This window comes from Streptomyces sp. NPDC020845 (assembly GCF_044334165.1).
Classification (GTDB): domain Bacteria; phylum Actinomycetota; class Actinomycetes; order Streptomycetales; family Streptomycetaceae; genus Streptomyces.
Window position 1 is genome coordinate 59,273 of record NZ_JBIRSJ010000004.1, and the last position, 13,327, is coordinate 72,599.

Consider the following 13,327-nt stretch of genomic DNA (forward strand, 5'->3'; position numbering starts at 1 on the left):
CCGCTGGGGATGGCATGCCCGCCCCGGTGCACCGCACTGTCTGCCGCGCGGTACGCGGTCGGAATCCCCGGCTCCGCGCCATGACGCGCAACCTCCGCATGTCCCGCGCCCTCTTCCATACCGGCCATGACCGTACGCGCCGATGTGCCCCGGTCCGGGCCGCACACCGGCTGACCGACTTCGGTTCCGACTCCACGAGGACACACCGCCCTGATGCCCGACGAACACTTCGACCGCACCGCGGACGATCTCATCGATCGTCCGGGCACCGCCCGTTGCGTTCGTCGAGAAATGTACAGTTCGGTTCCCGGGGAGTCGGCTCACCATGCGTCGGCGAATCCGGACTGTGCGGAGCCGACGCCGCCCATGGCGCGGACCGTATGACGCCCATCCGCACCCGGGACGTCCGGGCGCACGCCGGAACCGCAGGAACCGTCCGAGCCGTCGTCTGTCCTCGCGCAGACGGCCTCGGTGTACACGATCGACTTGGGGCCGACATGCCGGAACTTGTACTGCATGCCAATAGACGCACCTGGACCCTGGACGCGTCCCGTAGCTACACCATCGGGCGCGACCAGCAGGCCGACATCTCGTTCATCGACCGCCGAGTCTCCCGGCGGCACCTCATGATCCGTTGCGAGGGCGGGACGTGGGTCGTCGAAGATCTCGGCAGCGCGAATGGCACGTTCGCAGAGGGGCGTCGTATTCAGCGGATGGAGATCGGCCACGGTTCGATCGTCCGGCTGGGAGACGTCTCCACCGGCATGCGGCTGGACTTCACCGGAGTCTTCACCGGAGCCTCGTCGGCGGTGGGTGACGATCAGGCGCGCGCTGACGTTCGGATACGCGCTGGGCAGCCCCAGAGCGAGGCCCGTCCCAACGCCCGGGGCGCCACGGATCGGGGCACGTCGGAGGCCGCCGCCACGCCCCCGGCGGTGCCCGGTCCCCGGCCGGGGGAGGTTCCGGGAGCCCCCATGGGCGTGGCGGCGGCCGGTGGCGACGGCCTGTTCCGGCCCCTCCCTCACCACGCCGCATCCGATCTCGCCCGTGCCGCGGTTCCCCGGACTCCCGGAGACGCGGGTGACGCCCGGGACGGTCACCGGTCCGAAGGGCCCACAGACGGTCCCCGTGGAGCCGCCGCGGCCCTTTCCATCGACCGGGACCCCTCGGGCGTCTACCCACTCGTCCTGGGGCAACGGCTGCGTATCGGTCGCGCGCAGGACAACGAACTCGTGGTGGAGGGCCCGCATGTCTCCCGCTACCACGCGGAGTTCCGGCCCCTGCCCGGTGGCCGCTTCGAAATCGTCGACCTCGGCAGCCACAACGGCACCTATGTCAATGGGCAGCCCGTGGACCGCCGGATCATCGGCCCGTACGACATCGTCGGTGTCGGCCACTCCACCTTCCGTCTCGTCGGAGACCGGCTGGAGGAGTTCGTCGACACCGGTGAGGTCTCCTTCACCGCCCGCGACCTGACAGTGACCGTCGGGCGCGGCAAGACCATCCTGGACGACGTCTCCTTCGGCGTCCCCGAGAAGTCGCTGGTCGCGGTGATCGGGCCGTCGGGCTCCGGGAAGTCCACCCTTCTGCGCGCACTCACCGGCTACCGGCCCGCGGACCGTGGTCAGGTGCTCTACGACCACCGCGATCTCTACGCCCAGTTCGCCGAGTTGCGCCACCGGATCGGCCTCGTCCCTCAGGATGACATCCTGCACAAGGAACTGACCGTCGACACCGCTCTGAAGTACGCCGCCAGGCTCCGCTTTCCCGGTGACACCAAGGCGGCCGAGCGCAAGGCCCGTATCGACGAGGTGCTCCAGGAGCTCAGACTCGACGTTCACCGGGGCAAGAAGGTCTCCTCGCTCTCCGGCGGTCAGCGCAAACGGGTGTCCGTTGCCCTGGAACTGCTGACCAAGCCCTCCCTGCTCTTCCTCGACGAGCCCACCTCCGGTCTGGACCCGGGCCTGGACCGCAATGTCATGAAGTTGCTGCGGGAGCTCGCCGACGACGGCCGCACCGTGCTGGTGGTGACGCACTCGGTCGCCGAACTGTCCCTGTGCGACCGGGTGTTGGTCATGGCACCCGGTGGCTCCGTGGCGTACTTCGGTCCCCCGGGCGAGGCCCTGGACTTCTTCGGTCACGACAGCTGGGCCGATGTCTTCTCCGCCTTCGAGGACCATCGCGACGACGACTGGGGCGGGCGCTGGCGGGCATCCCGGCAGTACGACCGGTGCGCCGCGGAGATCGACTCGGCCGTCCCGCCGCAGCAGCCGGACGCCCCTGCGACGCAGCCGCCCGCGCGAGCTCCGCGGCCCAAACCACAGGGTTGGATCGTCCAGTTGTGGACGCTGATGCGCCGCTATGTGTCGGTCATCGCCTCCGACAAGGGCTTCATGGCGCTGATGCTGCTGCTCCCGGCCGTGCTGGGCGGAGTGAGCTGTCTGATTCCGGCGACATACGGACTCGCCGCGCCACCGCCCGACAGCCGCTTCCGCTACAACCAGGAGTCCGGAACCATTCTGCTGGTGCTGGTCGTCGGCATGTGCTTCTCCGGCGCGGCCAACTCCGTACGTGAATTGATCAAAGAACGGGTGATCTACGAACGGGAGAGAGCCACGGGGCTGTCCCGATCCGCGTATCTGATGTCGAAGGTGATCGTCCTCGGTCTGATCACCGCGATGCAGGGTGTCGTCATCTGCGCCATCGGCTTCTCCGTCCGCCAACTGCCCGCCCAGGGGCTGCTCATGCCCACGGCCGTCGAGGTCTGCGTGGTCATCAGCGCGCTGGGCTTCACCACCATGATGTTCGGTCTGGTCATCTCCGCGCTGGTGCGGACCCCGGAGAAGACCATGCCGCTGCTCGTGATGTTCGCCGTCGTCCAGGTCGTCTTCACCGGGGTCCTCTTCAAGCTGTTCGACTCCCCGGGCATCGAACAGATCGGCTGGCTGATGCCCGCCCGCTGGGCGGTCGCCGGCGCCGGGACCACACTCGACCTCGCGCACACCATGCCGCCCTGGAATCTCGACAAGCCGGACGATGTCGACCCGCTGTGGGCCCACACCGTCACCCAGTGGGGCATCGACCTCGCTGTGCTCCTGGCCATCGGGCTGGTCTGCGGCTTCGTGGTGGCCCGCCTGCTGCGCCGGCACGAGCCCGAGGTCATGCGGGACTAGGCCTGTGAAGTGCCGGTGAAAACCCTGTGGAAGTGGTGTCGGTGGGGCCGTTTATGCTGCCTCAGACGATGACGCGGTACCAGGGGAGGGCGCGGCATGTTCGGCAAGCTGTTCGGCAGGGGTGCGGAGAGGCCGGCGGCGGATCCGCACGCCCTACTCGTCCCGCGCAGGCAGAAGAACGGGATGTACACACTGCGCGCGCTCGGGGACACACGGGTGCTCGCGCTGGTGGAGGCCGCCGATGCGGGTGACTGGGAGGCGGTCAAGGCGGCGCTGGCCCCCTTCGATCTCGGCCGCGACCACCAGGTCCTGGGCGAGCTGGCGGAGTTGGACGGTGTGCAGGACTGGATCGGCAGGGCCTGCGAGGAGGACAAGGAGCACCGGGCGACCGCCCTGCTGATATCCGGGACGCGCCACATCAGCTGGGGCTGGGAGGCCCGCACCGCCGCGCGTGCCGTGAACGTCACGCAGGAGCAGTGGCGGGTCTTCCACGAGCGGCTCCGCATCGCCGAGGAGCAGCTGCTCGAGGCCGCCGAGTTGCGGCCGGAATGGGTCACGCCGTGGCGCCGTCTCCTCACCTCCGGCCGTGGCATGTCGCTGGGCCCCGCCGTCAATGAGACCCGGCTCGACGCCGCCTTGGGCCGCGACCCACTGGACCTGGAGAGCCACGTCGAGTGGGTGTCGCAGTTGCAGCCCCGCTGGGGCGGCGAGCCCGGCGAGGCCCTGGCGTTCGCCCGCGAGGCGCTTGCCCGCGCCCCGCAGGGGCACCGCCTCGGCTGTGTGATCGCCATGGCGCACATCGAGGACTGGGTCGAGTCGGATCACGAGGACTGCCTCGAAACCTCCGAAATCCAGGCCGAGTTGCGGGAGGCCGCCGACCACAGCATCCTGAACCCCGGCTACGCGGTGCGCCCGGGCTGGCAGCACGACTTCAACATGTTCGCCATGGCCCTGTCGCTGGCCGGTGAGCGCCACACGGTCCGGCGCGTCTTCCAATCGCTGGACGGTGCGTACACCAAGTGGCCATGGACCTACTTCGCGGAGCCCGAGAAGCAGTTCGCCCGCCACCACCGCCGTGCCTGAGTACCCGCCGGCCTTGGTGCCGCCTGCCCGCCACCCGTCGCCCCTCCCACTCCGGACTGCCCGATGACTCTGCCTGACACCGCCGTCCACCCGGCCGGCGCCGATCGCACCTTCCAGGTGGATCTGCGCGGCCTCGTCGACCTCCTCTCCCACCACCTCTACTCCAGCCCGCGCGTCTACCTGCGTGAACTGATGCAGAACGCGGTGGACGCGCTGACCGCCCGGCAAAGCCTCGAACCGGCCGCACCGGCCGCACCGGCCGCACCGGCCGCACCGGCCGCACCGGCCGCACCGGCCGCACCGGTCGAACCGGCCGCGCCCGTCGATGCCTTCGGTATCCGCCTGTACGCCGACGGTCGGGTGGTACGCGTCGAGGACGACGGCGTCGGTCTCACCGAAGCCGATGTGCACACCTTCCTGGCCACGATCGGCCGCAGCAGCAAGCGCGCCGAGCGGATCGCCGAGCAACGTGGCGACTTCATCGGCCAGTTCGGAATCGGCCTGCTCTCCTGCTTCCTGGTCGCGGACGAGATCCACGTCCTGAGCCGCTCCGCCCGCACCCCCGACGCCCCCGCCGTGGAGTGGCGGGGACGCGGCGACGGCAGCTACACCGTCCGCACCCTGCCCGCCTCCGCCCGCCCCCGCCCCGGCACCACCGTCACGCTGACGCCGCGCGCCGACGCGGGCGAGTGGACCCGCCCGGCGCAGGCGCACGCGCTGGCCCGGTACTTCGGCTCCCTGCTGCGCCACCCGGTGACCTTCGATGACGGCACGGGCGGCCCGGGCGTGCCCGTCAACCCCGAGCCCGCACCCTGGGCGCGTACGTACCCCACGCCCGGAGCCCGCTCCCGTGCGCTGGCCGCGTACGGAGAGGAGGTCTTCGGATTCACGCCGCTGGACACCATCGAGCTGGACCTGCCGGCCGTAGGCCTGAAGGGCATCGCGTGCGTGCTGCCCGAGGCGGTGCCGGCCGGGCGCCGCCACGGCCACCGCGTGCACGTCAAGGGCATGCTGCTGTCCGAGCAGGCCGAGGAGATCCTGCCCGAGTGGGCCTTCTTCGTCCGCTGCGTCGTCGACGCCGAGAGCCTGCGCCCGACGGCGTCCCGCGAGTCCCTGTACGAGGACGACACGCTCGCCGCCGTCCGCGACGCCCTCGCCGAGCGGCTGCGCGCGTGGATCGCCCGGGCCGCCGCCAGCGACCCGGACCTGCTCGCCCGCTTCCTCCAGGCTCACCACCTGGCCGTGAAGTCGCTCGCGGTGCACGACGACGAAATCCTGCGGATGCTGCTGCCCTGGCTGCCGTTCGAGACCACGGACGGGCACACCACCCTCGACGAGTTCGCGCGCACCCACCGCACCGTGCTCGTGACGTCGAGCGTGGAGGAGTTCCGGCAGGTCGCGGCGATCGCCTCGGCCGCCGGGCTCGGCGTCGTCAACGGCGGCTACACCTACGACCGTGAACTGGTCCACCGGCTGCCCGAGATCAGGCCCGAGGCCGGCGTCGCCGACCTCGACCCGGCGACCCTGACCGCCCACCTCGACCCCGTGGACCGGGAGACGGAACTGGCCGCCGCGGCCTACCTCGCCGTGGCCCGCGACGCCCTCGCGGTCTTCGACTGCGATGTCGCGCTGCGCACCTTCCAGCCCGCCTCCGCCCCCGCCCTCCTCGTCGACAGCCGCGAGGCGCGGCACGAGCGCACCCGCTCCCGGCTCGCCCGTGAGCAGGAGGGTGGCTTGTGGGGCGACATCCTCGGCGCTCTGAGCCAGGAGGCCCCGCGGGCCCAGCTGATCCTCAACCAGCTCAACCCGCTGGTCCGCACCGCCGTCACCATCGACGAGCCCGAGCTGGCCCGCACCAGCGCCGAAGCCCTCTACGGGCAGGCCGCGATGCTGTCCCGGCGCCCTCTGAGGCCCGCCGAATCGAGCCTCATCAACCGCTCCTTCCTCGACCTGCTCGCCCACGCCCTCCGCAAGGACAGCTGACGATGCCGACCGCGCCCGCACCCGCACCCCATCCCCGGAACACAGACGAGCTGTACCAGGCGCTCCAGGAGAACGACCGGCGCGCCTACGGCCGAGCCCGGACCGTCATCGCCGAGGAACTCGTCGACGCCGCCGAGCAGTTCGCGGAGCCCCTCCCGCTCGTCGATGCGCTCCTCGAGCTCCAGGAGGCGTATACCTACGGCTCCGAACCCCGGAAGTCGCCCGTCGTCTTCGCGCGCCTGCTCACCCTCTTCGACGAGCAGCCCGACGTCTTCGACGAGCGCCTGCGCCACATGCTGTTCTGGCGGTTCAAGTGGGTGGCCAACGCTTTGCTCGCGCTGCCCGAGATACCGCTGACCAGCCTGCACCAGTGGCTGTCGGAGATGCGTGACCGGTACGAAAAGGCCGGCCTCGGCCTTCAGCCCTACTACGCACAGGCGTACCAGCTCGCCGCCCATGTCGGCGAGGACACCACCCTCGCCTACGAGCTGTGGGCGGGCCGCACCCGCACCAGGCTCAGCGACTGCGAGGCCTGCGAGATCTGCGAGCGCGCCCTGTACCACCTCGGGGCGGGCGACGACGAGCGGGCGCTGCGCACCTGGGAGCCCGTCCTGGCCGGGAAGGAATCCTGCCAGGAGGAGCCGGCCCGCTCCGTCTCGTACGCGCTGTTGCCCCTGCTGCGCACCGGTCGCACCGACCGGGCGCGCGAACTGCACCTCGCCGGCTACCGCGGCTGCCGCCGCAACCCCTCGACGTCCCAGGAGGTCGGCCGACACCTGGAGTTCTGCGCGCTCACCGGCAACGAGGCACGCGGCCTGGAACTGCTCGCCGAGAACCGGAGCCTGTTCGACGAGGTCGACTCGCCGCTGGACCTGCTCAGTTTCCTCACCGGCGTGGAGGTCCTCCTCCAGCGCGTCGAGTCCCTCGGCCACGGCGAACTGCCCGCCGCCGGGTACGCGGGCCGCACCTGGACGGTGGCCGGCCTGGGTGCCGAGGTGCGCGGCCGCGCCGACGACCTGGCCGCCCGCTTCGACGCCCGTAACGGAACCACGGCCCACACCGACCGCCGCAGGGCCCGCCTCGACCGTGCCCCGCTGCTGGACGCGCTGGAACTGAGCTTGCGCACCCGCAGCCTCGACGACGTGGCCCCGGCCGCCCCGGTTGTCGCGCCCGCCGCCCGTACGGCCGCCGCCGTCCCCGGCTCGCTGCCCGAACTCATCCTCCGGGCGAGGACGTTGGACGAACAGGGGCACCCGGACGCACAGGCCTGCTGGGCGCGGCTGCGGACGCTCGTCGCCGCCCGCGACTACACCCACCCCGACGACCCTGCCGTGGGCCCGCTCGTACGACTGCGCGCGGACCTGCTGACCGACGAGGCGAGCCGGGCGGGCGAGAAGGAGGAGTTCGCCGACGCCGCCGCCCTCCACGAGGAGGCCGCGGCCCTGTACGACGACGCCGGGGAGCCGGGTGACGCGGCGCTCGCCCGCGCCTGCGCCCTGCTCGCCACCGTCGAGACCCCCGCACAGCGCGCCGACGGAGCCGAGGCGAAGGCCGCCGCGCTGACCGCCGCCCACGCGTCCATGGTCCGCCTGCACGAGGAGACGCCCGGCCTCGCCCCGTACCAGGAGGCCCGCCTGCTGCGGCTGCGGGCGACCACGCTCGGCCTGCGCCTACAGACGTCGGGGAGCGAGGAGCACGTCGCGCCGGTCCTCGCCGAGGTGGACGTGGCGCACGCGTTCGCCACCCGGCACGACCTCGCCGGACAGATCTCCGGCGCCCTGCTGCTGAGGGCCGGCACGTACGCCATCTCCGGCGACCTGCCCGCCGCCGTCACCGAGATCGACGCCCTCCTCGACCGGCTGAAGGGGCAAGGCCCCGCCTGGCACCTGCCCCGCACGCTGGGACTGCGCGGCCGGCTCCAACTCGGCCTCCAGGCCGCGCAGGCCGCGCACGCCGACCTGACCGAAGGCCTGCGACTGGCCGCCGACTGGCCGGCCGACGCGGCCGACACCGCCCGCCTCCACGGTGATCTGGCCGAGGCCTGTATGCACCTGGGCCGCCCCGACGAGGCCCTGCGGCACCTGACGCGCTCCGCGGAGCTGGAGCTTCGCCGCGGCCGCCGGACGGACGGGTTCTGCGCCTACGGCAACGCGGCCCAGCTCACCCTCGACCTGGGCCGCGTCGAGGACTGCATCGCGCTGCTCGACTCCCTTCTGGCCGAACCGGACGTCGCCGCCGGAGAGCAGGACGACCGGCTCGTCGCTCAACTGCGCCTGACCCGCGCCCGCGCACTGCACGCGGGCGAGGACCTCAAGGCCGCCACGGCGGAGTTCGTCGCCCTCGCGGCCGAGTCGGCCGACTGGGAGGACGACCCGGGAAGCCACGCCATGATCGCCGCGGAGACGGCTGTACTCCTCGGTGAGTCCGGCGAGTTCGGCCGGGCCCGCGCGGCTGCGGACCAGGCACTCGCCGCCCACGCCCGGGCCCCGCGCTACGAGCAGCTCAGCAACTGCCTGCGCGAACTCGCCCGTCTCCAGGCCGAGCAGCAGGGCCCCGACGGCCTGGCCGACGCCCTCGCCTTCCTGGCCGACGCCGGCCGGATCGCCGACGAAGCCCGCGCCGCCGAATACGAGGCCCGCGGCCGCTCCCTGGACACCGCTCTGGCCTACGAACACGGACGGGTCAACGCCTACGCCGGTGAGTACGAGGGCGCCCTGGCCGCCCTGGAGAAGGCCCTCGCTCTGCTCGGCGAGCCGGGAAGGGACGACGACCGCGCCGGCGAATGGGCCGAGTGCGTCCGCCTCGCGGGCGCCGTGGAGGGCATCTACCTGGAACGCCCCGCCCCCGCCCTCACCCGCCTCGATGCGGCGGTCTCCCACCTGACCGCGTTGGGCCACACCGAGGAGACCGAGCCGCTGATCTCCCTGGCGGCTCGGCTGCGCGACGAGGAGTGACGCGGCGGTACCGGGGCGACAGCCCGCCCCGGTACCGGGGCCCACTTCCCCGGGCCTGTGTCGGCGCTCGCCGTAGTCCCACGGACCGGCTCGCCGGGCGCGTGCCACGCCGCCACGGTGAGCGGTGCGCGGCCGTGGTGCACACCGTGCTCACGGCGACGGCGGCCGGCTGAACGCGCCCTCGGGCAGCGGTGCCGCGGGCCGTGTTCGCGGCCACAGCGCATCAGGGATGGGCTCGTCGACCCGCCGCGCAGCGAGGCGCACCTGGTCGGGGGAGGCCATACCGGCGACCACCGACGCCACCTCCGGCCGCCGCAGCGGGAAGCGGAGCGCGGCGTGGGCCAACTCGACGCCTGCGGCCCGGCAGAGCGCGGCGAGCTCGCGGGCGCGGCGCAGCACCGGCTCGGTCACCGGCGCGTAGTCGAAGGTGTCGCCCTCGCCCGGCTCGGTCCGCGCGAGAATGCCGGAGTTGAACGGCGCCGCCGCGAGCACCGACACGCCGCGCTCGGCGCAGCGGTGCAGCAGCGGCTCGCCGGAACGGTCGAGCAGGGTCCAGCGTCCGGCGAGCATCACGGCGTCCACGTCGCAGCGGTCCACGATCTCCGCGAGCGGCTGCCAGTAGTTCATGCCGACGCCGACCGCCGAGACCAGGCCCTCGTCGCGCATCCGCAGCAGCTCAGGCACCGTCTCGGCGATCACCTGCGGGACGTGCAGGTCGGGGTCGTGTACGAGGGCGATGTCGACGTGGTCGACGCCCAGCCGGGTCAGGCTGTCTTCGAGGCTGCGCCTGACCCCGGCAGGGGAGTAGTCGAGCCGCCGCCGCAGCGTGTCCGGTACGGCGAACCCCGAGTCGAGATCCGTGCCACGCGGATCGTCGTTGGGGACGAGGAGCCGCCCGACCTTCGTCGAGATCACGTACTCGGCGCGGGGCCTGGACGCCAGCGCCCGGCCGAGCCGCCGCTCGGCCAAGCCGAGCCCGTAGTGCGGCGCCGTGTCGAAGTACCGGACGCCGGCCTGCCAGGCCGCGTCGACGGTCGCCAGTGCCTGCTCGTCGTCGACGGCGGCGTACAGGTTCCCGATCGGCGCGCTGCCGAAGCCGAGCTCGGTCACGTGGACGCCGGTCCGTCCGATCCGCCGGCGGTTCACGCGGCGGCCCCGCTGCCAACTGCGAGCCCGTACCAGCGGCTCGCGGTGCCCCCGTACACGGCGGCCCGGTCCGCGTCGTCGAGCGTCTCCAGTAGCGCCGCCGTGATGGACAAGGTGTGCCCGTAGTCGGCGGCCAGGGTGCACACCGGCCAGTCCGAGCCGAACATCAGCCGCCGAGCGCCGAACTCCTCCAGCAGCGGCCGGGCGTACGGGAGCAGGTGCTCGGCGTCGCGCTGCCCGTTGCCGGCCTCGGTGAGCAGGCCGGAGAACTTCACCGCGACGTTCGGCAGGGCCGCCAGCTCGGCGATGTGCGTCGCCCACGGCTCGATCGCGCCCGCCGCGATGGGCGGCTTGCCCGCGTGGTCGAGGACGAAGGACGTGCCGGCGTGGCGCCGTACCGCCTCGATCGCCGACGGGAGCTGTGCGGCGGTGACGATCAGGTCGAAGACCAGCCCGCGGTCGCCCAGGACGTCCAGGCCGGCGGCCACGTCCGGGCGCAGCAGCCAGTCTCCCTCCGCCGCGCCGGGCGGTTCGAGCTGAACCTGGTGCCGCAGGCCGACCAGGCCGGTGCCCCCCTCCGCCGCGCGCAGCCGGTCCAGGGTGCCGGCGAGGTCGGGCGCGGTGAGTTCGGCCCAGCCGACGACACCGGCAACGCGGATGTCGCGCGCGTACAGCCGCAGCAGCTCCACGGTCTCGTCCGCCGAATCCACCGTCTCGACGACCACGGTCGCGTCGATGCCGTGCGCGTCGAGCTGCGGTGCCAGGTCGGTCATGGTGAAGTCGCGGCGCAGTACGGGCAGGTCCCGTGTCCATGGCTGGTCCCGGACCGACAGGTCCCACACGTGGTGATGCGCGTCGACACGTGGCGGCGGCCCCGCCACGCTTTCGGCGGCTTCAGCGCGGTCCACCCGTTTCATCAAGGCTCCTTGCTCCTTAAGTCGTTCAGGCGACAAGTCGTTCAGGCGACCCGGTGGTCGTCGAGGGCGTCGGGGTTCCAGTCGATTCCGATGCCGGGTACGTCGGGAGGGGTCACACAGCCGTCCTCGATGGCGAGCGTGCTGTGCGTGATCGCCTGGAGTTGCGGTATGTGCTCCACGAAGATCCCGTTCGGCACGGCCGCGGCAAGGCTGACATGCAGCTCCATGAGGAAGTGCGGGCTCACCGCGACGTTGCAGGCCTCGGCGGCGTGCGCGACCTTCAGCCAGGGGGTGATCCCGCCGACGCGGGCGACGTCGACCTGGACGATCCCGGCCGCGCCCGCGGCCAGGTAGGCGCCGAACCGCTGGACGGAGTACAGCGACTCGCCGACGGCCACCGGCACGCTGGTGGAGGCGGACAGCCGGCGGTGCCCGGCCAGGTCGTCGGCCGGCAGAGGCTCCTCGAACCAGGCGATGTCAAGCGGCTCGTACGTGCGAGCGCGGCGGATCGCCTCGGCGGCCGTGAAGGCCTGGTTCGCGTCGACCATCACCTCCAGCTCCGGGCCCACGGCCGCGCGGACGGCCGCGAGCCGCTCGGCGTCCTCGGCCGGCGACGGCCTGCCCACCTTGATCTTCACGCCGCGCAGCCCGGCCGCCGCCGACCGCCGCGCGCCTTCCACGACTTCTTCGATCGGCAGGTGCAGCCAGCCGCCCTCGGTGTCGTAGACGGGCAGCCGCTCATGGGCGCCGCCCGCCATCCGCCACAGCGACTCGCCGGTACGGCGACCGCGCAGGTCCCACAACGCGGTGTCGACGGCGGCGAACGCCAGCGAGGTGATCGCCCCGACGGTCGTCGCCCGAGTGTGGTCGAGCATGTGCCGCCACAGCGCCTCGATGGGCCGGGCGTCCCGCCCCAGCAGTGCCGGGGCCAAGTGGTCCCGGATGAGCGACACGACGGCCCGCCCGCCGGTCCCGATGGTGTAGGAGTACCCGATGCCGGACAGCCCGTCGGACGTGTGGACTGTGACGAGGACCGTCTCCTGCTTGACGAAGGACTGCATCGCGTCGACGCGTACGGCAGCCGGCTCGAGATCCACCAGCTGGACGTCGATGCGTTCGATTCGGGTCATGTCGTGGGCTTCCTGGATCGGGGCACGGTACGGCTCACTTGAGGGCTGCGGCTCACTTGAGGGCGCCCAGCGTGATGCCGTTCGTGACGTAGCGCTGGAAGATGAGGAAGAGGATGACGATGGGAAACGTCGCGATGGTGAGGCCGGCGAAGAAGGCTCCCTGATCGCTGACGAATTGTCCCTGAAAGGACAGCAGACCGACTGACAGCGTGCGGTTCTGCGGGCGGGTCAGCAAGACCACGCCGAACTGCACCTCGCTCCAGACGAAGATCAGCCCGAGCATCGAGACCGAGATGAAGCCGCCCTTGCTGATCGGCAGGACGACGCGCAGCAGCGCGGCGAACTCCCCGCACCCGTCGATCTTGGCCGCCTCGAGCAGTTCGCGCGGCACGGCGGCGAACACCGACCGCATGATCAGCGCGATGGTCGGCGTCATGAACGCCGCGTACACCAGCGAGATGCCGAGCACGCTGTTGAGCAGGCGGTACCTGCCGAGGATTTCGAACGTCGGGATCAGCGCGACGATCAGCGGGATGCTCAGCGCGAGCACCATGATGCGGCTGACCACGCCCGACAGTGCGCGGGTCGTGCGGGCCAGGCCGTAGCCGGCGAGGCTGCCGCAGGTCACGCCGATGGCGAGGCTGCAGAGCGTGATCAGCAGGCTGTTGACGATGTACGTCGGCAGAGGCGCTCCGCCGACTGTGCCGCGCCAGGCGGTGGAGTAGTTCGACAGCATCCAGCGACCGCTGAGGCCCAGCGGATGGGCGTAGATGTCGGCCGTCGGATGCAGTGACAGCAACAGCATCGACAGGAACGGGACGACGGTGATCAACGTCCAGACGAGCAGCAGCAGGTAGCCGAGGTACCACAGCGGGCCGCGTCGCCGGAGCCGTCGGTGCCGTCGGTGCCGTCGGTGTCGGTGTGCGTCTGCCGCCGTGTCG

9 protein-coding genes are annotated in these 13,327 nt (G+C 72.0%); 4 read left to right on the forward strand and 5 right to left on the reverse strand.

Annotated features, from left to right (window positions below; translation table 11 throughout):
• Nucleotides 1-320 precede the first annotated feature (320 nt).
• Complete coding sequence (locus ACH4U7_RS10420) at nt 321-518, reverse strand: hypothetical protein (RefSeq protein ID WP_398527555.1); 198 nt, start codon at nt 516-518, stop codon at nt 321-323.
• On the opposite strand from ACH4U7_RS10420, the gene ACH4U7_RS10425 reads away from it, so the two are divergent.
• From ACH4U7_RS10425 to ACH4U7_RS10440, 4 genes are all read left to right on the forward strand, one after another.
• A complete protein-coding gene (locus ACH4U7_RS10425) occupies nt 498-3,173 on the forward strand; it encodes an FHA domain-containing protein (protein WP_398527556.1) in 2,676 nt (891 codons plus the stop codon). The genes ACH4U7_RS10420 and ACH4U7_RS10425 overlap by 21 nt on opposite strands.
• A 96-nt stretch (nt 3,174-3,269) precedes the next feature.
• A complete protein-coding gene (locus ACH4U7_RS10430; protein WP_398527557.1) occupies nt 3,270-4,256 on the forward strand; it encodes a hypothetical protein in 987 nt (328 codons plus the stop codon).
• 63 nt (nt 4,257-4,319) lie between these two features.
• The gene (locus ACH4U7_RS10435; protein ID WP_398527558.1) at nt 4,320-6,239 is read left to right on the forward strand and encodes an HSP90 family protein; all 1,920 of its coding nucleotides are present in this window, start codon (nt 4,320-4,322) and stop codon (nt 6,237-6,239) included.
• Nucleotides 6,240-6,241: 2 nt separating this feature from the next.
• Nucleotides 6,242-9,193: a hypothetical protein gene (locus ACH4U7_RS10440; RefSeq protein ID WP_398527559.1), complete on the forward strand. Its 2,952-nt coding sequence runs from the start codon at nt 6,242-6,244 to the stop codon at nt 9,191-9,193.
• A 150-nt stretch (nt 9,194-9,343) separates the two neighbouring features.
• Here the strand turns inward: ACH4U7_RS10440 and ACH4U7_RS10445 are convergent, their stop codons facing one another.
• The 4 genes from ACH4U7_RS10445 to ACH4U7_RS10460 are packed head-to-tail and all read right to left on the reverse strand — an operon-like array spanning nt 9,344 to nt 13,218.
• Nucleotides 9,344-10,339, reverse strand: a complete 996-nt coding sequence (locus ACH4U7_RS10445; protein ID WP_398527560.1) for an aldo/keto reductase — start codon at nt 10,337-10,339, stop codon at nt 9,344-9,346.
• On the reverse strand, nt 10,336-11,256 hold the full coding sequence (locus tag ACH4U7_RS10450; RefSeq protein WP_398527561.1) for an amidohydrolase family protein: 921 nt from the start codon (nt 11,254-11,256) through the stop codon (nt 10,336-10,338). The genes ACH4U7_RS10445 and ACH4U7_RS10450 overlap by 4 nt, the downstream gene beginning before the upstream one ends.
• Nucleotides 11,257-11,297: 41 nt before the next feature.
• Complete coding sequence (locus ACH4U7_RS10455; RefSeq protein ID WP_398527562.1) at nt 11,298-12,386, reverse strand: mandelate racemase/muconate lactonizing enzyme family protein; 1,089 nt, start codon at nt 12,384-12,386, stop codon at nt 11,298-11,300.
• A 52-nt stretch (nt 12,387-12,438) separates the two neighbouring features.
• Entirely contained in the window at nt 12,439-13,218 is a 780-nt protein-coding gene (locus ACH4U7_RS10460; protein ID WP_398527563.1) for a carbohydrate ABC transporter permease, read from the reverse strand.
• Nucleotides 13,219-13,327 lie beyond the last annotated feature (109 nt).